This window comes from Peribacillus sp. FSL P2-0133, assembly GCF_037975445.1.
Taxonomy (GTDB): domain Bacteria; phylum Bacillota; class Bacilli; order Bacillales; family DSM-1321; genus Peribacillus; species Peribacillus simplex_E.
This window is the reverse complement of the sequence record NZ_CP150254.1, coordinates 2,938,177-2,960,513: the sequence shown is the minus strand read 5'-3', so window position 1 is coordinate 2,960,513 and position 22,337 is coordinate 2,938,177. Positions and strand designations below refer to the sequence as shown.

General features: G+C 36.0%; 24 protein-coding genes. 20 read left to right on the top strand and 4 right to left on the bottom strand.

The annotated features are described in order from the left end of the window. Positions 1-24: 24 nt before the first annotated feature. A complete protein-coding gene (locus tag MKY17_RS14180; RefSeq protein WP_339200104.1) occupies positions 25-1,437 on the bottom strand; it encodes a PQQ-dependent sugar dehydrogenase in 1,413 nt (470 codons plus the stop codon). Positions 1,438-1,837: 400 nt separating this feature from the next. Between MKY17_RS14180 and MKY17_RS14175 the strand changes: the two genes are divergently transcribed. From MKY17_RS14175 to MKY17_RS14145, 7 genes are all read left to right on the top strand, one after another. Then, a complete protein-coding gene (locus tag MKY17_RS14175; RefSeq protein ID WP_142323984.1) occupies positions 1,838-2,104 on the top strand; it encodes a hypothetical protein in 267 nt (88 codons plus the stop codon). Positions 2,105-2,447: 343 nt separating this feature from the next. Further along, positions 2,448-2,867, top strand: a complete 420-nt coding sequence (locus MKY17_RS14170; RefSeq protein WP_098372429.1) for a VOC family protein — start codon at positions 2,448-2,450, stop codon at positions 2,865-2,867. 348 nt (positions 2,868-3,215) lie between these two features. Next, the gene (locus tag MKY17_RS14165) at positions 3,216-3,548 is read left to right on the top strand and encodes a helix-turn-helix domain-containing protein (protein ID WP_286177153.1); all 333 of its coding nucleotides are present in this window, start codon (positions 3,216-3,218) and stop codon (positions 3,546-3,548) included. Beyond that, a complete protein-coding gene (locus MKY17_RS14160) occupies positions 3,535-3,738 on the top strand; it encodes a hypothetical protein (protein ID WP_260399873.1) in 204 nt (67 codons plus the stop codon). The genes MKY17_RS14165 and MKY17_RS14160 overlap by 14 nt, the downstream gene beginning before the upstream one ends. 150 nt (positions 3,739-3,888) lie before the next feature. Beyond that, on the top strand, positions 3,889-4,386 hold the full coding sequence (locus tag MKY17_RS14155) for a GNAT family N-acetyltransferase (RefSeq protein ID WP_339200103.1): 498 nt from the start codon (positions 3,889-3,891) through the stop codon (positions 4,384-4,386). Between the two features lie 232 nt (positions 4,387-4,618). Further along, positions 4,619-5,227 (top strand): DedA family protein, encoded by a 609-nt coding sequence (locus MKY17_RS14150; RefSeq protein WP_339200102.1) that lies wholly within the window; start codon positions 4,619-4,621, stop codon positions 5,225-5,227. Positions 5,228-5,436: 209 nt separating this feature from the next. After that, a complete protein-coding gene (locus MKY17_RS14145; RefSeq protein WP_142323985.1) occupies positions 5,437-6,186 on the top strand; it encodes a DUF3888 domain-containing protein in 750 nt (249 codons plus the stop codon). A gap of 329 nt (positions 6,187-6,515) precedes the next feature. Here MKY17_RS14145 and MKY17_RS14140 read toward each other — a convergent pair whose 3' ends face one another. Beyond that, the gene (locus tag MKY17_RS14140) at positions 6,516-7,916 is read right to left on the bottom strand and encodes a PLP-dependent aminotransferase family protein (RefSeq protein ID WP_339200101.1); all 1,401 of its coding nucleotides are present in this window, start codon (positions 7,914-7,916) and stop codon (positions 6,516-6,518) included. A 192-nt stretch (positions 7,917-8,108) separates the two neighbouring features. Here MKY17_RS14140 and MKY17_RS14135 point away from each other — a divergent pair, with 192 nt between their 5' ends. From MKY17_RS14135 to MKY17_RS14105, 7 genes are all read left to right on the top strand, one after another. After that, positions 8,109-8,555: a carboxymuconolactone decarboxylase family protein gene (locus MKY17_RS14135; RefSeq protein WP_339200100.1), complete on the top strand. Its 447-nt coding sequence runs from the start codon at positions 8,109-8,111 to the stop codon at positions 8,553-8,555. Positions 8,556-8,858: 303 nt separating this feature from the next. Further along, on the top strand, positions 8,859-9,041 hold the full coding sequence (locus MKY17_RS14130; protein WP_098372434.1) for a DUF4083 family protein: 183 nt from the start codon (positions 8,859-8,861) through the stop codon (positions 9,039-9,041). A gap of 515 nt (positions 9,042-9,556) precedes the next feature. Beyond that, positions 9,557-10,051, top strand: coding sequence for a transcriptional regulator (locus MKY17_RS14125; RefSeq protein WP_339200099.1), 495 nt, complete (start codon positions 9,557-9,559; stop codon positions 10,049-10,051). Between the two features lie 316 nt (positions 10,052-10,367). Next, positions 10,368-10,832 (top strand): hypothetical protein, encoded by a 465-nt coding sequence (locus MKY17_RS14120; RefSeq protein WP_339200098.1) that lies wholly within the window; start codon positions 10,368-10,370, stop codon positions 10,830-10,832. Between the two features lie 248 nt (positions 10,833-11,080). After that, a complete protein-coding gene (locus MKY17_RS14115) occupies positions 11,081-11,467 on the top strand; it encodes a DUF1259 domain-containing protein (protein ID WP_141992093.1) in 387 nt (128 codons plus the stop codon). 239 nt (positions 11,468-11,706) lie between these two features. Beyond that, positions 11,707-12,360 carry a metalloregulator ArsR/SmtB family transcription factor gene (locus MKY17_RS14110; protein ID WP_098373260.1) on the top strand — a complete coding sequence of 218 codons (654 nt, stop codon included), beginning with the start codon at positions 11,707-11,709 and terminating at the stop codon, positions 12,358-12,360. 11 nt (positions 12,361-12,371) lie between these two features. After that, positions 12,372-13,643 carry an MFS transporter gene (locus MKY17_RS14105; RefSeq protein ID WP_339200097.1) on the top strand — a complete coding sequence of 424 codons (1,272 nt, stop codon included), beginning with the start codon at positions 12,372-12,374 and terminating at the stop codon, positions 13,641-13,643. Between the two features lie 341 nt (positions 13,644-13,984). On the opposite strand, the gene MKY17_RS14100 is transcribed toward MKY17_RS14105, so the two are convergent. Then, complete coding sequence (locus MKY17_RS14100; RefSeq protein ID WP_339200096.1) at positions 13,985-15,325, bottom strand: nucleobase:cation symporter-2 family protein; 1,341 nt, start codon at positions 15,323-15,325, stop codon at positions 13,985-13,987. A gap of 247 nt (positions 15,326-15,572) precedes the next feature. On the opposite strand from MKY17_RS14100, the gene MKY17_RS14095 reads away from it, so the two are divergent. Continuing rightward, positions 15,573-16,760, top strand: coding sequence for a PucR family transcriptional regulator (locus tag MKY17_RS14095; protein WP_339200095.1), 1,188 nt, complete (start codon positions 15,573-15,575; stop codon positions 16,758-16,760). A gap of 112 nt (positions 16,761-16,872) precedes the next feature. Here the strand turns inward: MKY17_RS14095 and MKY17_RS14090 are convergent, their stop codons facing one another. Further along, positions 16,873-18,063 carry a PucR family transcriptional regulator ligand-binding domain-containing protein gene (locus MKY17_RS14090; protein ID WP_339200094.1) on the bottom strand — a complete coding sequence of 397 codons (1,191 nt, stop codon included), beginning with the start codon at positions 18,061-18,063 and terminating at the stop codon, positions 16,873-16,875. A gap of 238 nt (positions 18,064-18,301) precedes the next feature. On the opposite strand from MKY17_RS14090, the gene uraD reads away from it, so the two are divergent. The 5 genes from uraD (at position 18,302) to MKY17_RS14065 (ending at position 22,097) form a co-directional block, all read left to right on the top strand. Beyond that, a complete protein-coding gene (gene uraD / locus MKY17_RS14085) occupies positions 18,302-18,799 on the top strand; it encodes a 2-oxo-4-hydroxy-4-carboxy-5-ureidoimidazoline decarboxylase (RefSeq protein ID WP_339200093.1) in 498 nt (165 codons plus the stop codon). A 13-nt stretch (positions 18,800-18,812) separates the two neighbouring features. Next, a complete protein-coding gene (gene pucL, locus MKY17_RS14080) occupies positions 18,813-19,796 on the top strand; it encodes a factor-independent urate hydroxylase (RefSeq protein WP_339200092.1) in 984 nt (327 codons plus the stop codon). After that, the gene (gene uraH / locus MKY17_RS14075) at positions 19,796-20,155 is read left to right on the top strand and encodes a hydroxyisourate hydrolase (RefSeq protein WP_185151546.1); all 360 of its coding nucleotides are present in this window, start codon (positions 19,796-19,798) and stop codon (positions 20,153-20,155) included. Before pucL ends, uraH begins: the two co-directional genes overlap by 1 nt. Positions 20,156-20,185: 30 nt before the next feature. Beyond that, complete coding sequence (gene tpx / locus MKY17_RS14070) at positions 20,186-20,725, top strand: thiol peroxidase (protein WP_339200091.1); 540 nt, start codon at positions 20,186-20,188, stop codon at positions 20,723-20,725. A gap of 613 nt (positions 20,726-21,338) precedes the next feature. Beyond that, entirely contained in the window at positions 21,339-22,097 is a 759-nt protein-coding gene (locus MKY17_RS14065) for a carbon-nitrogen hydrolase family protein (protein WP_339200090.1), read from the top strand. The last annotated feature ends 240 nt before the right edge of the window (positions 22,098-22,337 follow it).

Sequence of the window (22,337 nt, the reverse complement as noted above, 5' to 3'; positions counted from 1 at the left end):
AGAATAAGTGGAAATTTATTGTTTTCATGGAACTAATTCAAAAACAGTGCCTTGGTTAAAATCAGTCACTTTCATAGAGCCATAAACCGCTAAATATAAGCTGGTTTGATTCAGATTCGTTCCCAAACTAACATAATAGGCTGATTGAGACCCAAAATCATAATCGGTTTGTATCACACTAAAATCATTTTGTTCACCATTTGGTCTTAAGGTGGTATAAGCTAAAGCCCCTCTAACCTGAGGTTGAGATTCTTTCCGAGCAAGATCGGTAAACACAACGCTTCCTGTTAAACCAGGGATTGTATTCCCCATATAGGCTTGCACTCCTGTAAGTGCAGTTCCTCCAAACTTATCGGGTCTGGTATCTTTATGAAAATAACTGGTTAAAGGCTGAAGACGACTCGCTGAAAGTGTTACTGCTTCATTGAAATATGCAATTGTTTTCTCATCCAAGGTCTGATTTTCAGTGCAGCCTCTTATAATCGAAGTAGGAAAAGAACCTTCCCAACCTCGCCAGCCAAAGTTAATGAATCCTTCTTTGTCAGCTTCAGAATTCATGAAAGAAGCTTGAACAAGCTCAGTAACCGGTATTGGTTTATAATGAACGAATGAAAAAATCGATTCGACCAAATTTTGGCCGACATTTCCCGCATATTTAATATACTGATTATAAAACCTTTGAAATGAAATGCCTGGTATATTGCGAACCCCTTTGGCCATTACCATGAGCGTTTCCTGAATAGTTGTGGGAAGTTCATTAAAACGTGTGACAATGGGTGGATTATTGAAGGATATATTCTTATCTACATCAATTTCAATTATTTTACCGGCGATTTCCAGATCGTCCTGGCTTAAGTTAAATGGACTATAGCCTGATCCACCATCCCCGGTTGTTAAAACAAGTTTTCCTGTTTCAGGTGAAAAGTTTAAACTATTGACCCCATTATGATTTAAAAATGGTCTTCTTAAGTTAAGTAAAGTCCGTCGTTTTTGGGGTTGACCATTCGATTGTAAAATCCATTCTTCAATTGTATCAATATGATTATATTGAGTTTCTCTATTCATCCACCTTAGGTTTAAAGTTCTAGGATCACACGGGTCAGGATTAAAAGATTCAGGAAGAGCACCTGGTCCTTGTGTTCCAGCTACTGAATAATGAAGATAAAACAGACCGTTATAATAAAATTCGGGATGAAACGCTAGCCCCAGCAATCCCCGTTCATCATATCCGCCACCAGAAGTACCTAGTTTTAGGATTCGCTGGCGAATATCTAAAAAAGTCCTTATAACTCCGTTTCCTATGTAAAAGATCTCTCCTACCTGGGTTGCAATAAATAATCTTTCAACTGAGTCACCTGGAAGTATAGTTGTCTTTAAAACAGTAGGTAAATTTATATTCTTTACAATGGGCCGTAAACCAACCTTAACTTTTATCAACTGACTTTGCACTCCTTCTCATTGTTTTCTTATAAGAATATGAATAGAACCGTCTATTAGTACCAAATTAGGCCGGGAAAACGAGCGTAAATAAACTAAAGGAGTGCGTTAGTTGAACTGAAATAAGTGAAATTTATAAGAATGAGGATAAATTCAAGCTATTCCATTAAAGGACGCTATCCTGAAAAGGATAAGCGCTCTGATACAAGTCATATGAGAATATTGAACTCTATTTTTTATGTGATTAGATTGTGTCTCAAAAGGCTCTACACTATTGGGATTGTGAAAGCATGTACTTAAACTGTAGGGGCAGATTAGTTAACAAGAAATCATCGAAGCATAAAAATGCTATATATTACTTGTACAAGTAGTTGAATATATTCAGGGGGATAATTTAGCTATGTTAGATTTTCTTTTAGGCATTTTTTCCGCAGGATTCGGTGATAATTCTTTGGATACTCGAAAAATTGATCGAAATATAGAAATGCTCAAGAATCACACTTGGTTTAAAAATATTTACGAAGATGAAAAATATCATCGACTGTTTTTTGTAAATAGAAATGTTAGGCAGTATTTACAAAGTACAATGCGTGTAAAAAGAATTATAAAAAAGGAAAAATCTCAAAGAGTATTTCTTGTATTTTTAAATAAACAGGTTAAAAAATAAAATCTCTTTATAGAACTAACAGGTGCTTTACTTCAATGCAGGAGCTGATCAGCAGTTCTTTTCTTATGGAGCTAAAAGCAAGCTAGTTCAACCGTGCAGTTTGATTTTTGTTCAACAATTGGGCCATTTTCTTGAATAAGAGAAGGGATCTTTCGTAAGGAAATCGAAGTTAATCAAAGGAATAAATGTTCAAAGCACTTTTGAAAAATATTCACCTCCACTGACATACTGTTGTTAGCATTAGACGTTAACAATAGCTATTGGAACAGCAACTAGGAAATAACCCGGCGACCCTAAATATTAAAGTACAGTTACATACTCGACATTGAGGAGGATATCGAATATGAGCGACACAAAGACATTACGAGGACTTACCACCGTCAGTTTTTGGGCGGCTGATCTAGTGGCGGCGAAGAAGTGGTACGCCGAGCTGTTGGGTATCGACCCATACTTCGAACGCCCAGGATATGCCGAGTTTCGCATCGGCGACTACCAGCACGAGCTTGGCCTGATCGATAGCAGCTACGCGCCCGATGGTTCGTCGACCGGTCAGGCCGGTGGTGCTGTCGTGTACTGGCACGTCGATGATGTGACAGCAACTTTCGAGAAGCTGTTGTCCATGGGAGCGAAAGAACACGAAGCACCCACAGTTCGCGGTGAGGGGTTCATTACTGCCTCCGTGGTTGATCCCTTTGGGAACATCCTAGGCATTATGTACAATCAGCATTATTTGGAGGTTCTAGGTTCGACCAGAAAAGCGTGATTCGAGCTGTCGGCATTTTAGCTTAACGCATGTCCAGTTTGTACTACTCACATAAGCTTTTCTTAATGAACTAACGGGTACGTTAGCTGTAGAGCGGAGCTGTCTTTAAGGCAGCTTTTTTCTATTGGGACTGGCGGGACAGGTTAGCTTAAGAAGAAACTTTCCATGGAGAAGAACCTTTAATTATTCAATCTAGTGATTAAATGGAACTTGGTCAAAAAGAGATGAAGTTAAATTAAGACCACATAGAGGATAAAGTAGAAAGACTAAAAGATTAATGCATGATGATATAATAAAAAAACTAATATTGTGTAATTTACTGTTATAGTCGAAAGGTTGTGAGGCGAAATGAAAGATACTGAAAATGTGATTCAAACAAATGCTAAGTATCATGAATTAGATGCAAAGGCGAATATTATCTATAAATTTGTTATGAATTACAATGATTATATAAAAACAGCTCGTGATTATGGTACAGGGGAAATCATTAATATGGTTGAAGTACATACTCTTACGGTTATTGAAGAGAATCCGGGAATCACTGTTACTGAAGTAGCGTCGGAGTGGAAGCGTACAAAAGGTGCTGTATCACAGATTATTACCAAACTAGAAAAGCGAAGTTTGATTATACGAAAAAAAAGAAGCTGGGAATGCCAAGAACGTACATTTGTATGTCACTGATAAAGGAAAACTTCTAAGTAAAGCACATAAAGATTATGATATTAAAGAACTCACCTGGGCTGATAAAACATTGCGTAAGAGTTTTACTCCTGAAGAGATTAATCTATTTTATAAAGTTATGCAAAAGTATACTGAGGTGTTGGATATGCCTGATATAGAAAAAAAAAGATGTGGAAGTAGTCAAACATAAATTAAAGCTTTCTTAACAAAATATTGTTTAGTTTCTAAACTATTTATTATTTAGATCCTAAACATTTTTTTGTTTTAGTAGTAAAGCCCATAAAATTATTACTACTAATGTTTTTAGGTCAATCCAGTTAGGAAAGGGGTTTTAGACAAGATGATTTCTTTAAGAAATGTTCAAACTACAGATTTAGAACAGCTGTTATTTATTGAGAATGAAGGCTTTTCAATAGAAGAAGCTGCCACAAAAGAAGCATTAGTGGAGAGGATTCAGTTGATAGCTGATACCTTTATTGTGGCAGAAAAGGAAGGGGAAATACTTGGTTATATTAATGGTCCTATTATTAATCAACCTTATATAACTGATGATCTTTTTGAGGAAATCAAAAAGAATCCGAAAAGAGGAGGATATCAGAGTATTTTAGGGTTAGCAGTGTCCAAACAGGCTAGAAATCAAGGAATTGCAAAGATTTTAATTAAGAAAATGGAAAAACTTGGAGAAGAAAATGGAAGAGAAGGAATCACTTTAACATGTAAACAGGAATTAGTTTCTTTCTATGAAAAATTTGGATTTGTTAGCCATGGCATGTCTGAATCAAAGCATGGTGGAGTAAGCTGGTACAACTTGGTCAAATTAAGAGAGGGTAAGAATTGATTCTTTTACTCTGTAGTGGATAAGGGTGAAACCTACTAAACTGGGCAGCATTCCTCCACTAACGGGGCAGTTTTGTGCAATAAGAAATCAAAAATTGGGGATAATACCTTTAATATTGTTAAAGGTATTATCCCCAATGAAGAGTAAATTTTCTTTTTTATTATTTAAATACTGCTGATAATAAATAATCAGAAATGATTGTTAGACATTACCTAAAAGTTGGAGTGAGAAAGTGGAAAATCATGTTGCTTACCTTCTAGAACATTATGGGTACTTCGGAATAATATTTGCTTTAATCGGAGGTATTGTAGGACTTCCTATACCAGATGAGGTTCTTCTTACATATATTGGTTACAGTGTGTTTCAGGGTGAATTATCTTACTTAATTTCAATAGTAAGTGCCTTTGTAGGAGCAACGGGGGGGATTTCGCTTAGCTACTTCATTGGTTATAAATTTGGGTTGCCTTTATTAGAAAAGTTTGGACCAAAACTTCACATAACCGAACAAAAAATTAATAAAACAAAGAAATTATTCAAGAAATTTGGACCCTATCTTTTATTATTTGGTTATTTTATTCCTGGGGTACGGCACCTTACAGCGTATATAGCATCTGTCAATCGCTTCCCTTTTAGAAAATTTGTTGTTTACGCCTATACTGGTGCATTAATATGGAGTTTTACTTTTATCACATTAGGAAGAATATTAGGGGAAAATTGGAACAATGTTGAACTATATATGTCAACATATAGTATTTATGTAATTACGAGTTTATTGCTCCTTTCAATATTCATTTATTTTTTATGGAGGAGAAGAAATCGATTAAGAAGGGGTATTTCATAAAAGTGACGGTTTAGATGGAAGACTTTAATAAAATTATATTTAGAGCTTATAGAACTATCGGGTGCTTTAGCTGAAGATCAGAGCTGTCTTTAAGTCAGCTTTTTCTTTATGGAGCTATCGAGGTAGTTTAGTTCATAAAGAAAATACAAATAATTATTTTTAAAACTTATGGGAACAGTAAACCTAAAAAATATTAGGTAGGTTATATCTTGAATAAATTCTTCTTAGGTCTGTCCATAAGTTTGTTACTATTGAGTGTTCGACCTATTATGATTACTTCAGCAAAAACTGAATTAAATAATAAGTTAGTTTATGATACATTATTGACTTTACTTGACCCATATATTTCAGAAGAAGTGATTAATTATTATGGCTATCATAAACAGTACGGTTTATTTGATGCCAAAATCATAAGGTTAATTAGGAAAAGTGAAGGAGGTTTTAGTTTTTGGGTAACAGTTCAAGTAATTACATTTGAACACGCTCATAATCCTCCATATGGCAAAGAAACTATCACTTTTGATGTAAGCCCTTTTGGTGTAAAAATGATTAATTTTATTCATAAAGGGGATGAAGAGGAAAAGAAAATTAATGAATTTTACAAGGAGGTTCTGTTAGATATACTTCAAACATTCAATTTAAGGTTGGAATCCTTTTCAAAATATAGTTATGAACAACTACTATATAAATCAGAAAAACAAAAAGAATACAAAGTTCTTTCAGATATTGTAACTGACATTATAGAAAATGATTTAAATTCTAATATAAAACCTCCATATAAAAATGTCATAGATCCAGTTACTTTCATTAAGGGTAACCAAGGATACATTCTTTTTAAAAGGTCTGATGGAACAAATATAGTTTTGCATGTGGCTAAGGAAATTGATAAATGGGTGGTCGTAGAAAAGAAAGACAAACAAGGTAAGAAAATGAAAAATGAATTGATTTGGTATATGTAATGTCAGTATTAGGCTAACAGGTGAGTTAGCTGTAGAGCGGATCTGTCTTTAAGGCAGCTTTTTTCTTATGGAAATGAAGGGCAGGCTAGTTAACGAGTGCTGTTTGCTCTTGGTTCTACAATTGGTCTTAGGATGTTGAACAATACAGGCTGGTGTAGATTTAAAATAAAGGTTGAAAATACTTTGGTCATTTGCAAAAAAGATAGAAAAAAATATTCGTAAAAGACCATCTTCTAGAAAACCAATTTTTAAGAGATGGTCTTTTATTTTTCTGGAAAATGCTGTTTTTAAGGATGAATAATTCAATAAAATACTCATTAATAGGTTGTTCACTCTATATTTAACCAAGCGTCTGCCAACTTTTCAATTCCTTTACGTATTTCCAATTCTTCTAAGCCGGCAAAACCGAGTTGAATAGTGGGGTGACTCGGGAATTTCTCCATGTAAAATGGGGAGCATGGATATACTTTAACGCCGTTTTTGAGCGCTTCTTTGACGAGCCACTCTTCACTTTGCTTTGTTGCAACTTCAATGACAATATAGATGCCAGAGGAGCCACCTATTATTTTTACAGTATCTTTAAAGTGCATATGAATGGTGTCACATAACACCTTTATTTTCCGTTTATATATTGTTTTCATTTTACGTAAATGGGCATACCAATGTCCTTCTTCTATAAAATGATGGATTGTACGTTGGTGAAGTGTTGAAGCTGTTTGCTGTAGTAATGATGAAATTTGATGATATCTAACTAGTATTTCTTTTGGCAACACCATATAGCTAAGCCGAATGGAAGGCAATAATGCCTTAGAAAAAGTACTCAAGTATATGATATGCTCGCTGTTTGTTAAACTTTGTAATGAAGGTATAGGCTGCTGTTTATAGCGAAATTCACTATCGTAGTCATCTTCAATGATATATCCATTCACTTTTTCAGCCCATTCAATTAGATTATATCTTTTGTTGATAGGCATTGTTATCCCTAGTGGAAACTGATGTGATGGTGTTACGTAAACCAACCGGGCATTACACATATCTAAGTGTGTGATGTCAATACCGTCCTCTTTAACTGGTATGGGGACAACTGAATAGGATTGTAATGAAAAAAGTTCTCTGGCCCCATTATATCCGGGATCTTCTACAGCGATTTGAGTATGTTCTTCTTTTAAAAGGATGGATAAGATCGTCAAAAGTTGCTGTGTGGTACTACCAATAACAATTTGGTCACTGGTTGCTCTTACCCCTCTAGATTGAAATAAATACTTTGCTAAAGATTCCCGTAATAATAAATCCCCTTGATTCTCTCCATATTGATAAATCAGATTATCCTTTAGGACTTTATTCGAAAGATTGCGCCATTTCGCAAGAGGGAAATTGATTCCATCTACAGCTCCAGCTTGAAAATCAATTGTAGGATTTACAATATTCTTGGAGGAAGCTTTGGTATGAGGGATTATCTCGGAAATAGATAATAGTTCCGAAATAGAAGCTTGTACATAATACCCTTTTTTATATTCACTGCGAATGTAACCCTCTGCTTGTAATTGTTCATACGCCAGCTGTGTGGTATTACGGCTCACTTGTAGCAGCTCTGCAAGCTGCCGAACAGATGGCAATTTCGAATTCTCTGCAATTTTACCTGAGACAATTTGGGCTTTAATATAGCGATAAACTTGTTGATACATAGGAAGAGTGCTATTTCGATCAACATTAAATACAAGTTCTTTCATTCTATGCACCTCATCTGTCATTTTTAAATAGTATAAACTGTACCTTTTCGAAATGACAACGGAAGTGAATAATAGCATTATATATAATTCATTGAAAAGGGGAATGTAACATGGAATTTCAAAAAGTCCTTTATTAATATAATTCCCTCTTTTGGGTAATATAAGCTTTTAATTATTTTAGGAGGAATGGAAATGGAACAACGCATTAATTATCTTGAAGTAGCACCTGAAGCAATTAACATTATGATGGAAATGGAGAAGTATACTAAATCTACTGAAATAGACCGTAAACTGCGTGAACTAATTAAAATCCGTGCTTCTCAAATTAATGGCTGTGCTTTTTGTCTTAATATGCATACCTCTGAGGCACGAAAAATGGGTGAAACGGAACAGCGTTTATACTGCGTAAGTGCATGGAGAGATTGTAATTTTTACACAGATGCTGAAAAAGCGGCATTAGAATTAACTGAACATGTGACGTTAGTTCCAACTAAGGGTGTACCTGATGATCTTTATAATCGAGTGCGTATCCATTTTAGTGAAAAAGACTATGTAGATCTTGTTATTTTGATCAATCAAATTAATAGTTGGAATAGACTCTCCATTTCAATGGGGAATTTCGCAACTGCCGAAAAATAAGAAGTTTTTATCTCTATATAAGTAAAAATTTTCAGCAAGCGGGCGCTTTAATGGCATAAGAATCACGGAATGATCAAACTTTTTTATAAAAGAATGATTCAATTGAATATAGAAAAAGCGTGTTTTGATCGATCTTTTTTTCAAAACACGCTTTTTCTATTTGCTTTTTACAAGGTTCATTAATTTAATCAAACTTTATTTCAAGGCTAAAAACTGGAGGTTAATTCATTAAGCGCTGTATAGTCGAACTGTGTTTTGGATAATTATGGTATACTTAGTCAATCTGTAAAGGTGGGAACTATTATGACCATTAATGGCGGCGATGCAATATATTCGATATTTTTCCTTATTTGTATATTTGGGATATTTTCTGGAGTGTTTTTTCTTGTACGGTCACTCGTTACTAAACAGCCAAGCAAGTCAGATCGTATCGAACAAAAACTTGATAGAATAATTGTGTTACTTGAAAAGGATAAGAAAGAGTAATCTTTTTTGTCCTTTTTAACTTAAATTTTACCTCACAGTTTGTGTCACCTCTGCAAGACTTATAGAACTAACGTATTACGAAAGGAATGTATATATTGTTTTTCTTATATACAATTTTATTTTTCATTTTTGGATATAGTTTTATATTAACATTAATAAAAGCTATAAAAGAGGAAGTATCCCAGCATCTTGCTGCAATCCTTTTTCTTGTATGGGCTTCATTAGCAATAATTGTTACTGTGAATTTAATGAGTTTATAATTATTGTTCTTATTCAACAATCAGGTGCTTTACTTCAATAAGGGAGTTGCTTCGGCAGCTCTTTTTTTATATAGCTAACGGGGCGTTAGTTCAACAAGCTTTAATTAAGAAATATTCCCATCTCAAACTTATTTAGAGCAAGTTATTTCATGCTTTTTTCTGTTTTAAAGTTGCTTTTTATTCAAAAATAGGATTTTTTGTTGAAAAATAATACTTTTAGTGTAAAATTACACTAAAAAGGAGTATTTAGTATATATGGAAAAAGAAGAATTCATCAATTTAATATCAGAAAAAATGAAACTTGTCCGAACAGAACAAAGTTTTTCTCAAGATAAGATGTCTGAAATTCTAGGGATTTCAAAAAAAACACTAGTTCAAATTGAAAAAAGAAGAACAGAAGCCAATTGGACCACCGTTGTTGCATTTTGTGCTTTGTTTAATCATAGCCAATTGTTGGTAGCATCTATTGGTGACAATCCAGTTGAATTTGTTCAGTTAATTGCTATAAAAAATGGTGGTACGCCTAAAGAAAAAACAATGGGTGGTAAGATATGGTGGAAAGAAATCGAGTATAGAGGGGATTTTCGTTTGCAACAAAATTTGATTAGTAACCATTACCGTATATTGGATCAATATGATTATCGTTGGCATAGTTCTTTTAATAAAGAAGAGAGTTTAAGTCGTTTAAATGAATTACACGAGGCGGGGACTATCGAGAAAGACAAAGGTATAGGGATATATGAAGAATAAGATTTTGCTTTTTCTATTGATAATAAGTTTAGGAGCAAATTTGTATATATTCGGAAAATAGTTTCTGGCTGAACAATGGTATGAACCTTCCTCTGAAGAATAGATTATGTTAAGTGAAATGGTTCAAAAAACGGTTGAGAGTGAAGATTATAAAAAGATTGTAGAAAAAGAGAATATCATTGCTATTGATAAAAGTATTGATAAAAATAAAGGGGGAGGATAGGTGCAAAAAAATTTCCCAATAGAAATCCAACCGAAACCCTTTAAATGGTAAAATTGAACAAGGATTCAATTCGATCATTGAGGAGGAGTGAAGTTGAAAAAAATACTCACCGTATTATTTATAATAATGGTTTTAACAGCTTGTGGTTCGGACACCACTAACAAAGATAATAATCCGAAAACCATTAACAATGATTATAAATTCATAGGAGAAAGCGAACATTGGGAAGCCGAATATTCTTATAAAGGAACCGAATTATGGGAAGAAGATGACGGTAAAACTGCATACTCTAACGAAGATAGCTATGAACTTATATTAAAATATAAGGGGTCTTTGGAAGAGCTGTCTTCCATGAAAAAACTTGAATACACTTATGAAACAATCACTGAAAGCGGTAGTAAAACAGAGACATACACTGAACCACCTAGCGAAAAGGTATTTACAAATAGTGGAAGTTCAGAAGGTGGATCAAAAGTAAGTAAAGATGAAGTTATACAAATTATTGTAAAATGGGATGGCTTTGATGAGTCATTTGAACTGCATAATAAAGTTAAGTGATTTTGTTGAATTAACGGGTGATATATTTCATTATCAGAAGCTGATCAGCAGCTCCTTTTCTTATACAACCATCGGGTGCATTAGTTCATTAGTGAGTTTTGATGATCAGCTCTTTTCTTATGGAGCTAACAGGAGCAGGATAGTTTAAATAAGATATAAAAATAATTTTCATTTCAAAATAGATTCATATCCGTTTCGGATCTATTCATTGATTCATATCCTATTAATATTAGGGAGGGGACGAATAGATGGCATCTAATGATGAATTAATTTGTCAAAAGTTTGCTAGAATTATCGGCGGACAAGAAGGGTTTGCGGGTGGAAAATGTGTGACAACCATAAATCGAAATGAAATAAAAGCAAAAATTTTAGGAAAACGTTTTAGAGTAACCTCTTCTTTCTCATTTGAATCAAGAGATAATCAGACTGGACGAGCATTGTGCCTAGGTAGGGTTGCACTCTTGCAAAGTGAAGTCGAGAATTTTGTTGCTTTGATTCTTAAACAAGGAATAATAGTTTCATCCATACACAATGAGTGGCTATTTGATAATCCGAATTTGATTTACGTTAATATCGAAGCTGTTGATGATCCATTAGTTTTTGCAAAGAAAGTCAGAAAAGCGCTAAGGAACTAATGGATTTCCCACTTGTCTGATTTTTTAATGAACATAATTCACGGTAAAATACTGGTTTTGTTGAACTGACAGGTGCCTTAGCTGATGATCAGGGCTGTCTTTAAGGCGTCTTTTTATTATGGAACTAAAGGGGAACTTTTAACAAACGGTTAGTCAAGGAATTGTTTGACAATTCTTATGGTTTTGATTAATATTCAAGTATTCAATAAAACATTTGAATAGATAGATGGTGATTTTACATGTTTAATGAACGATATTTAAAAGATTTATTGTATCAAGAGTTCGCAAGAATAGGTAAAAGTCTTTCTAGTCCAAAACGATTGGAAATTCTTGATATTTTATCTCAAGGTCCAAAGTCGGTGGAGGCATTATCTAAAGCTGCTAATATGTCTGTGGCGAATGTTTCTCAACATTTACAAACCCTTGCTAATTCTAGATTGGTAAAGTTTCAGAAGAAAGGGAACTACGTCATTTACGAACTAGCAGATGCAGCCATTTCGGATTTTTTAACTTCCTTGCATACATTATCAGAAAAACAGTTTGTACAGGTTCAACAAATCAAGCAAAAGTTCTTAAATGTCAATCTTGAAATGGATGGGATTTCACTTTCAGAAATTAAAGATCGGATGGATAAAGGTGAAGTTATTTTGTTGGATGTAAGACCTATGGAGGAGTATGAAGAAGCCCATATTCCTGGTGCAGTTTCTATGCCAATTGAAGAGTTAAGCGAGAAACTTTCAACTTTACCAAGCAATTGTGATGTTGTTGCTTATTGTCGCGGTTGTTACTGTTTAATGTCAGTGGAAGCTGTTGAACTTTTAAGATCCAAAGGTTTTAATGCATTTCGTCTAGAGGAAGGTGTACATGATTGGAAATTACAGAATGATAAATGAGGTATTAACAAATGTCTAATAAAGCATATCAATTGAATCAGAGTTATGTAGATTCTCAAGAAAAACAAAAAATGTTATACAAACGCACATTAATTATTGTAAGTATTTCACAAATTTTTGGTGGTGCTGGATTAGCGGCTGGAATTACGGTGGGGGCACTTCTTGCACAACAAATGCTTGGCACAGATGCATTTGCTGGACTTCCTTCGGGTTTATTTACTTTAGGGTCTGCAGGGGCTGCTTTAATCGTAGGGAGACTTTCTCAACGTTACGGTCGTCGTACAGGTCTAACAGCTGGTTTTATGATAGGTGGACTTGGGGCAATAGGAGTCATAACTGCAGCTATAATAAATAGTGTTTTCCTTTTATTTGCTTCCCTGCTTATTTATGGTGCAGGAACAGCGACAAATTTACAAGCTCGTTACGCTGGTACGGACTTAGCGAACAATAAACAACGAGCTACTGCTATTAGTATTACAATGGTGTTTACAACATTTGGTGCAGTTGCAGGTCCAAATTTAGTGAATGTAATGGGGGGGTTTGCTACTTCTATTGGCATACCATCACTTGCTGGTCCTTTCATTTTATCAGCAGCAGCATTTATCCTGGCAGGTCTTGTACTTTTCGTCATGCTACGCCCAGACCCATTAGTTATCGCAAGAACGATAGAAGCGTCCAACCAAGAAAGTAAGCGAATAGAACATTCGACGGATACTGAACAAATAGCAAACAAAAGAGGTATTATTGTTGGTGCGACAATTATGGTTCTTACTCAAATCGTAATGGTGGCTATCATGACAATGACACCAGTTCATATGGGACATCATGGACATAACTTGGGTGAAATAGGTCTTGTAATTGGATTTCATGTAGGTGCCATGTATCTCCCTTCACTAGTTACAGGTGTCCTTGTTGATAAGTTTGGTCGTACTGCTATGGCTATTGCCTCTGGGTCCACTTTGCTTCTGGCAGGCTTAGTATCAGCGATTGCACCAGGTGATTCCATGATTCTCCTAGTAATTGCTCTTTCATTACTTGGATTAGGTTGGAATTTTGGTTTAATAAGTGGGACTGCTCTTATTGTTGATTCAACTGAAACTTCAACTCGTGCTAAAACTCAAGGTAAAGTGGATGTTTTAATTGCATTATCAGGAGCTTCTGGCGGAGCCTTATCCGGAATGATTGTGGCTGGTTCAAGTTATACAACATTATCATTTATTGGAGGGTTATTATCTTTATTATTGATTCCAGTGGTTATCTGGTCCCGGGGAAGTAAAAAATAAAATTTGAAGTAACAGATGCTTTAGCAAAATAAGAGAAATAACAAAGTCATTTCCCGACTCAAAAAAAGGTCATTTTCCACATTTTTCTCGAGAAGTCCGGGAATGATTTTCCGAATTTTTGGAGGGTTATATCGCTCTCTTTTCAAATGAAACAAGTCGAAAAGCCATCAGACTTTGCCCTGAAATTGAGCGAAAAAAAGCACCTTGCTTACCTATTAAATAGGCTGTTGCAAGGTGCTTGTATTATTTGTTTGAAAATTATCTGAATAAGGTTATAATTAAAAGTGTTGGAGAATCTAGCCAACCAGACACCCTTAGAGAATTGCCTTGTCCGCTACTTTCTAAGGGTGTATATTAATGTTCTGGCTCATACTTGGTTGAATATCGGGTATGGAATGATGGTGTGTAATAGATGGATTTGATTTTCCATTCAGGATGGCATTTAGCACAACTAGAGTTATTGTACCCATTACTACTCCATTTCCACATATTAATTGGACTGTTTCAGGGAATTTATCGAATGCTTCTGGGACCCCCTTGATTGCTAGACCGACTCCTATTCCAAGTGCAATCGTCAATTGATTGGAAGGTTTGCTTAAATCAGCTTTGGCTACCATTCCCAAAGCTGCAGATAGAAGCATTCCAAACATTGGTATCATAGCCCCACCCAGAACGGGTAAAGGGATCATCGTCGTAAGACCGGCAACCTTAGGCACAAAAGCTAGAGTGATTAGAATACAACCTGCCGTGACTACTACCGAGCGCTGAGTTATCTTTGTCAGCAGGACCAAGCCGACATTTTGTGAGAAGGTAGAATGGTTAAAAGAGTTGAAGATGCCACTTATGAAGCTCCCTATTCCTTCTGCCCGGAGCCCCTTTTCCACATCTTTTTCGGTTATTTCCTTCCCGCATACTTCCCCGAGTGTCAAAAAGACGCCTATGCTTTCAACAGCAATGATTAAAGATATGATTGTCATAGTGATAATAGATGAGAAGTCGAAGGTGGGTACCCCAAAATAGAAAGGAGTCACCATTGTAAACCAGCTGGCCTCTGTAAAGCCAGAGGTATCGACCATACCTAAGAAACCAGCCAATATAGTACCAAGAACCATGGCAAAAAGCACTGAAACCGCTTTCGAGAAACCTTTAGTAAGTGTATTCAACAGAAGGAAACACAGTAGTGTAAAACAAGCTAGCATTAGATTCATAGGATCTCCAAAGGTGGGGGAACCGCTTCCACCCGCTGCATTTTTCATGGCAACTGGCATTAATGACACGCCTATAATTAAAATGACGGACCCTGCAACAATTGGTGGGAAAAAGGGGATTAATTTACCAATTACTCCTGATAAAATAGCAACAATTACTCCAGATACCATAACTGCGCCTAAAACCCCGGTTATACTATGGACTGTTCCTATAGCTATTACTGGCTCAACCACGATAAAAGAAACAGCCATTAAGGCCGGTAATCTTATACCAAATCCTTTACCGCCAATAACTTGAAGCAAGGTGACTATCCCACAGGCGAGTAAATCAAACGAGATCAGGTATATGATTTGTTCTTGTGTCAAGCCGATTGCAGGACCGACGATTAGTGGAACAGCTACCGCTCCTCCATACATTACACAAACATGCTGTAAACCTAACAATAGCGTGTTTACTTTGCTCAAATTTTCCATGATTGCCCCCTTTTAATTAGTAAGAGCTTTCCAATTATGTGGATTTAATGAAATCGCCTCCTTGTGAATTTGTAAACGCTTCCTTATGGTCGGTTTTATCGTTGCTTATTAAGAAACAGCATTTACAAAATTAAGATGTTTTTATATTATCACCGCCATAATGCTAAATCAAGACTATTTTTTGGAAAAATATGAATATTATTTTAATTACATCCTGTTTATAATTAAGAGGAATAGGGGGAGAAATATGTATTTAACGATCGAAAAAGCTTTGAAGCTTCCTGCCCTAAACCAAGTGGAAGTTATTGGAGGGAATCAAGGGTTAGCTCGGGTAATTAATTCAGTAAGTATAATGGATCATCCGGATATATCATGGATTAAACGAGGGGAACTCCTACTGACAACTGGTTATGTGTTTAAAGATGACCTGAATGCTCAAATCAATCTTGTTAGGGAATTGTCGAAAAGAGGAAGTGCTGGATTAGCTATCAAGATTAAGAGGTTTCTTTCTACGATTCCTCCTGGAATGGTAGAAGAAGCGAACAAGTACAATTTCCCATTACTGGAGATTCCCTATGAAATGCCTTTATCCGACTTATTATTCAGCTTTACACATGAACTTGTTAATAAGGAGAAAGTGAAAAACAATGAAAAAGGAAGTTTTAAAGTTTTTCATTCTCTTTTGAAAGGGGAAAATAGGAGTTCATCTTTTATCCCCCAATTACAGGAATTTGGCTTTAATCCCGATAGGCCATATATTCTTCTCTTAATAAATGAAACGAAAAAAGAAGGGGATTCATTCTTTCCAATTGGTAGAATGTTGGAGAAATTAAACCAAACGGAAAAAAAAGATTTTAAGTATTGGAATATCAACTTCGATGGTCAATTGATTATCCTACAAGGAAAAGGAATGGTGACTGATGAACACCTACTTCTGCAGGCTCAAAGAATTGCCGGCGTTTTAGAAGGTCTTATATCCGAAGATAATCCTGGCACTTCACTATCCATGGGGTTAAGCAAGGTAAAAAAAGAAATCTACAATTTGAAAGAAGGGTTTATTGAAGCTAAAAAGGCTATTCAACTTGGCTCGAGGGTCAACCCGACTAATATCAATGATTACGCAAGCATTGAAGTTGAAGATTTAATAAATCAAATCCCTAAGGATGCAATAACTCAATACGTGCTATCCATGATTCAACCGATTATTGTATATGATAGGGAAAATGAGGGGGAGTTGTTAAAAACGCTAGAAACATATCTATTTTCTAGAGGGAGAATAGAAGATGCGGCACGAGCTTTGTTTGTTCATCGAAATACTGTAAAGTTCCGTTTGTCTAGAGTTGAGGACTTATTGGGAGTTGATTTAAAATCGAGGGATATTGCTTTTAAATTGCAGTTTAGTATAAAAGCTGCGAAGTTATTATTACATGACTAGGTAAAGGAAGCAGTATTTGAAGGAATCGGGAATCAAGTGTTACTGAACTTAGAAAAAAACTGCCAGGGAATTAGGTTTCTCTGGCAGTTTTTCATATGGTATGGACTATTTCTTATCGGTTATCCAGTAGTCGTTTGGCATATAGTGCAAGTTTTAAAGTGAACAGATCATCATTGCTTAAGTCCATTCCTAATAGTTTTTTTATGCTTTTTATTCGAAAATGGATAGTGTTTCGATGTACCCCCATTTTTCTGGCCGTTTCAGCAGGTCGAAGATTGCATTCCAAAAATGCCTCCAAGGTTTTGATAAGGTCAGACTGGGTTTCATCGTCATAGTCCTTCAGCGGTGCTAAATTACCTGTAACAATATCCATGAGTACATTTTTTGGAGCATACTGCAAAATTTTAAATGTTATTAATTCTTTGTAGCTGTAAATTTCCTTTCCTGGGTTCAATCGTTTTCCCAAATCAATAGATTGTAAAGCTTCCTGTAAGCTATTAGCTAGGTTATTAATACCTGTATGATAGTTACCGACTCCCAGCATAAGTTTCATTGGCAGGTGTTTAGATAAAGTGGAGATAATTTGTTGGCTTATCTGGGTGACTTGTGAATAAAAGTGGGTGTTCCCTAGGGGGATGGTTTCCAGATAAATGATGACTAGACTGCCCTTGATATTCCTTATGAGCTTATCGATTTTATATTGCTCGGTTAATGTTTCAATTGTCTTGATAAGCTGTTTATAAGTAATGGAATCATTCCTTTGATTCCATTGCAGCGTTAAAGGTAAAACAGTACATATGTATCCTCCAGTAATTTGAGGGAAGCTGGATTTGACCTCCGTCATCCCTAAAATCCCGTAACTTATATTTTCAGCACCAACTCCTGAAATATCTTCAATACTATAACTCGACTCTTTTTGTTCATTCTGTCTCGTTACAATTTCACGAAGTAGGGGAGACATGATATCTGATAGCGAAAACTCAGGGGGGATTTTGAGAATGGGCAAATTGGCCATATTGGCGATGCTGATAGTAGTTTGTGGAATTTCTTCAAGTTTGATGAACAGTCCTGAACAATTCATTTTTGCTAATTCGATTACGAATTGGTCCAATTGTTGCGGATTATCTTGAAATAAGTATCCTGTTGTTAGAATCAATTCATTTGGCTTCAACCAGGAAAGCACATCAGGAGCATCAAAGCTATTGATGGATTCTATTTCTCTATAAAGTCCCTGAATGCCAGCTACCACTTGGCATTGTTTTATCTGTGGTAATTTTAATGCATCAGTCATCGTTAAATGCATGATAGGTCCCCTTCGCTGTGGCTTTTTTCTCTAATTTAACTAATTTTTTGAATATTGGCAACTGAAAATAAGCTATAAGGATAGCCTGTTCTTTATAGGTGAGTGCGGTGAGCACAAAGTGTTTGGAAAAATATTAGCTTTTTCAGCTAATGACCTATAAATAAACACACGTATATAATTCAATTAAGTTAAGAATGTTTTGAATTGTAAAAATAATCGGAAGAAGGGAGGGCCCGTATTGATATCTGACCTTAATAGCATAAATGAGTTGAACAAGGAGGAATTCATCCAAAAGTTAGGATGGGTATATGAAGATTCTCCATGGATAGCAGAGCGTTCATGGGATTACAAGCCATTCATTTCCTTAGAGGACCTAAAAGAGAAAATGGAAATAGTTGTGCAGAATGCCTCATTATCGGAACAGCTCCAATTAATCAAGTCTCACCCGGACTTAGCAGCCCGGATTGATATGGCTGAAGCATCAGTTAAAGAACAATCCGCAGCAGGTTTGAATTCGCTTTCTCCGGATGAATATGAAGAATTTCATGCGTTAAATAATCAGTATAAAGAAAAGTTTGGATTTCCGTTCATATTTGCTGTCCGTGGCAGCGATAAAACGTTGATAAAGGCAGAGATGAAAAGAAGGATTGTTTTGGATCAGGCAAATGAACTTAAGGAAGCGATCAAGCAAATCCACTTAATTGCTACCCACAGGTTATCTGATTTTATTAAATAGGAGGAGGAATAATATGACAGTTCAAAATGAAAACAGAACGATGTATTACGGTAAAGGGGATGTATTTGTATATAGGACTTTTGTGCAGCCTCTTACAGGTTTGAGGAAAATACCGGAATCAGGTTTCACAGAAAGAGATAACACTATTTTTGGATTTAATTGCCGGATTTCTCTGAAAGGGGAAGCTTTCTTATCTTCTTTTACGGAAGGAGATAATAGCTTAGTGATTGCAACGGATTCCATGAAAAACATCATTCATCGCCAGGCCGCCAATTATCAAGGAAATACGGCGGAAGGATTTTTAAAGTTCTTATGTGAAGTTTTCCTTGATAAGTATAGCCACATAGATGCAGTAGAATTGACAGCAAATGAAGTTCCCTTCGATCATGTACTTGTTCCAAAAGGGGAAGGACATGAAAATAGTGATGTTGTGTTTCGATGTTCCAGAAATGAGAGGGCTACCACTACAATCGAAGTGAAAAGGACACCTACCGGAAGCAAAATCGTTAAGCATTCAAGTGGAATAGTTGATGTCCAGTTAATCAAGGTTAAAGGAAGCTCTTTTTATGGATTTATTCAAGATGAATACACCACACTGCCTGAAGCTCAAGATCGTCCACTATTTATCTACTTGGATTTCGATTGGGAATATAGCCGCTGGGAGGATGCCACTGGAGCAAATCCAGAAAAATATGTAGCAGCAGAACAAATTAGTGATATTGCAAACACAGTGTTCCATGAACTGAATAACCGTTCGATTCAGCAGCTCATTTATCATATTGGCATCAGGATTCTGGAACGTTTCCCTCAGCTGGCGAATGTTCAATTTAAAACCAATAATCGTACCTGGGAAACGGTTGTAGATACTATTCCAAATTCAGAAGGAAGTGTTTATCAGGAACCTCGTCCTCCGTTTGGCTTCCAAGGCTTTGTCGTTACACAAGAAGACGTTAAACAAAAAAAGGCAGCAGATTCAACTGTAGGGGTTTCCCGATAATGGATAGTAAGCTGACCACACATGTTTTAGACCTGTCTAAAGGCCTGCCGGCAAAAGGGATGAAGATAGAACTTTGGGCCATAGGAGAACAGGGAGACCATTCTTTCATTAAAGAAGTCTGTACAAACAAAGATGGAAGAGTGGATGATCCGCTACTTCAAGGGGATCATCTCAAACCAGGGGAGTATGAGCTTGTCTTTTATGTTGGGGAATATTTCAATGATGGAGCGAATGATCCTTATATAAGGCCATTTTTAAATAAGGTCCCACTGCGTTTTGGAATAAGAAGTAATGAAGAACATTATCATGTTCCTCTGCTTGTTGCTCAAGGAGGTTATAGCACCTACCGAGGAAGCTAGTGAATTAGTAAGGGAGTTGGAGGGGTCAATTTGGCACATGAGCGTACTGGTGTAGTGACTTTAGGCGGTAATCCAGTGACCTTAATTGGTCCTGAACTAGAAGTAGGGGATAAGGCCCCTGACTTTTCACTATTAACAAACGACCGCCGTAAAGCACATTTAACAGACTATAAAAATAAGACATGCATAATCACGACTGTTCCTTCGCTTGATACGGGTGTATGTGATTTACAAACAAAGCTCTTAAATGAAGAAGTAAGCAAAATGGGTGATGATGTAGCAGTGTTGGCAATCAGCGCAGACCTTCCCTTTGCTCAAGCAAGATGGTGTAAAGAGAGTAATGTGGATGCTATAACCATTCTTTCCGACCATTTTGATTTGTCATTCGGTACTGCATATGGAACGTATATAAAAGATCATCGACTGGAATGCAGGGCAGTATTTGTAATAAATCAAGAAGGAACTATGAAGTATGTGGAATACGTACCGGAAGTCACGGATCACCCAGATTATGAATCCGCATTGCAGGCAGCGAAGGAAGTGATAAATAAAGCTGGTACAGCTAAATGAACATTTTCCCTCACGAAGGATATTATTAATTTCATTCTATTATTCGTAAGACCGTCCGATTTAAAAAAACTGGACGGTCTTTTGATGATACTGAATTAAATTGGAGTAGTTTTCCCGTGACTCCATTAATGCAAAAGGAGAAAAGTACTTCTACCCAAGTCTTTTTCAAATGTAAAAATATAATATAAATAACTAAAATTTATCATTAATTCCTGTTATTTGAAGGGTGACTCATGCTATAATGAAAGTCCAATAGCTTAATATAACATGGAAGCGCTTCCTTGTACGAGGAAGTGCCCTTTTTATGTTTTTCACTTACTAATTAACATAACAACACTAAAAACACTAAAAACACCTGAAATAGAAATAAGTATAAGTATAAACTCCTGTTTAACGTCCAAAATCCCTCATCTCTACCCCTTCCACTTCAATTTCTTGATGATACAACAAACAGACCCTGCAACGGAGTATTTAGTGGTAAATGGGTGATATATTCTACATCAGCGAATGGCAAAATCTATCGAGGGAGATTAGTTGAACAAGCCAATCAATGTCTATGCTACAATCATTACAAGCATGGCCATTAAAATAAGTTGATATTTGGGAGATCACTATGGGAAAAATAAAAATAGCTTTATTACACCTATTGCCTATTGCTGGTGATGTGGAGTATAACCAAAAACTAATTGAACAAGCCATTCAAATAGCATCAAATAATAATGCCGAATGGATTATAACACCCGAACTATGTGTCAGCGGACTTCAATTCAATCATAAGATTGGCACTGAATGGATTAACAGGCAACCTGATGCTTGGATGAGTAATTTGAGCCGTAAACTAAAGAATTTGAAAAGCACTGTATTTTTGGGTTGCCCTGAAAAAGGCAGTAACGGAGAGTTGTATAATTCTGTGCTTGTCATAGATAAAAGCGGTCATTTATTAGGTAAACAGAGAAAAATCAGTGTTATTGATGATTGGTCAGCTTCGGGAGATGTAATAGAGCCAATAAAAACAGACAATGTTGAGGTTGGTATTATGATATGTGCTGACGCATATACCAAAGATATTGCTAACAACTTATTTGAAAAAGGAGCAAAAATATTAATTGCACCGTCTTCCTGGGGTCCAGGATTACATGGTCCAGAGGGAGAATGGGAACAAAGGTCATTAGAAACAGGACTGCCTGTAATTGTCTGTAATCGTACTGGTGAAGACGAAACTGTCCGTTTTTGGGATGCAGAAAGCATGATCATAAAAAATGGTGTACCCCTCCTAACACATAAATCAAAACAATCAGCTATACTTACCTTTGAATGGGATTTACAAAGCATGGAATTAATATCCCCTCATTTCGACATCGATTACATATAATGAGAACTTAATTTACTACATACACTGCACTCGCGTTCAATTAAAGGTGGGTAAGTTCATTAAGGAACAAACTTTGTTTCAATGCATAAACGGAGAAAACCCCTTGGCCGCCAAGGGGTTTTTTTGATGGGTTCCTTAATGAGTTTTTATGCCAAAAGAAGCCCGACCAATTAAAGTCGGAATTTTCATATACAGCAGAAGCCAACATATCCATGATCGCCGCCGCTCTTGTGCAGTTTC

Coding starts and splice junctions, on each gene's coding strand:
- MKY17_RS14155 (WP_339200103.1), top strand. CDS start 3,889: ATGATTTCTTTAAGAAATGTTCAAACTACAGATTTAGAACAGCTGTTA.
- MKY17_RS14065 (WP_339200090.1), top strand. CDS start 21,339: ATGGGAAAAATAAAAATAGCTTTATTACACCTATTGCCTATTGCTGGT.
- MKY17_RS14130 (WP_098372434.1), top strand. CDS start 8,859: ATGACCATTAATGGCGGCGATGCAATATATTCGATATTTTTCCTTATT.
- MKY17_RS14095 (WP_339200095.1), top strand. CDS start 15,573: ATGTATTTAACGATCGAAAAAGCTTTGAAGCTTCCTGCCCTAAACCAA.
- MKY17_RS14165 (WP_286177153.1), top strand. CDS start 3,216: ATGAAAGATACTGAAAATGTGATTCAAACAAATGCTAAGTATCATGAA.
- MKY17_RS14115 (WP_141992093.1), top strand. CDS start 11,081: ATGGCATCTAATGATGAATTAATTTGTCAAAAGTTTGCTAGAATTATC.
- MKY17_RS14175 (WP_142323984.1), top strand. CDS start 1,838: ATGTTAGATTTTCTTTTAGGCATTTTTTCCGCAGGATTCGGTGATAAT.
- MKY17_RS14110 (WP_098373260.1), top strand. CDS start 11,707: ATGTTTAATGAACGATATTTAAAAGATTTATTGTATCAAGAGTTCGCA.
- uraH (WP_185151546.1), top strand. CDS start 19,796: ATGGATAGTAAGCTGACCACACATGTTTTAGACCTGTCTAAAGGCCTG.
- MKY17_RS14100 (WP_339200096.1), bottom strand. CDS start 15,325: ATGGAAAATTTGAGCAAAGTAAACACGCTATTGTTAGGTTTACAGCAT.
- MKY17_RS14125 (WP_339200099.1), top strand. CDS start 9,557: ATGGAAAAAGAAGAATTCATCAATTTAATATCAGAAAAAATGAAACTT.
- MKY17_RS14135 (WP_339200100.1), top strand. CDS start 8,109: ATGGAACAACGCATTAATTATCTTGAAGTAGCACCTGAAGCAATTAAC.
- MKY17_RS14105 (WP_339200097.1), top strand. CDS start 12,372: ATGTCTAATAAAGCATATCAATTGAATCAGAGTTATGTAGATTCTCAA.
- MKY17_RS14170 (WP_098372429.1), top strand. CDS start 2,448: ATGAGCGACACAAAGACATTACGAGGACTTACCACCGTCAGTTTTTGG.
- MKY17_RS14140 (WP_339200101.1), bottom strand. CDS start 7,916: ATGAAAGAACTTGTATTTAATGTTGATCGAAATAGCACTCTTCCTATG.
- MKY17_RS14090 (WP_339200094.1), bottom strand. CDS start 18,063: ATGCATTTAACGATGACTGATGCATTAAAATTACCACAGATAAAACAA.
- pucL (WP_339200092.1), top strand. CDS start 18,813: ATGACAGTTCAAAATGAAAACAGAACGATGTATTACGGTAAAGGGGAT.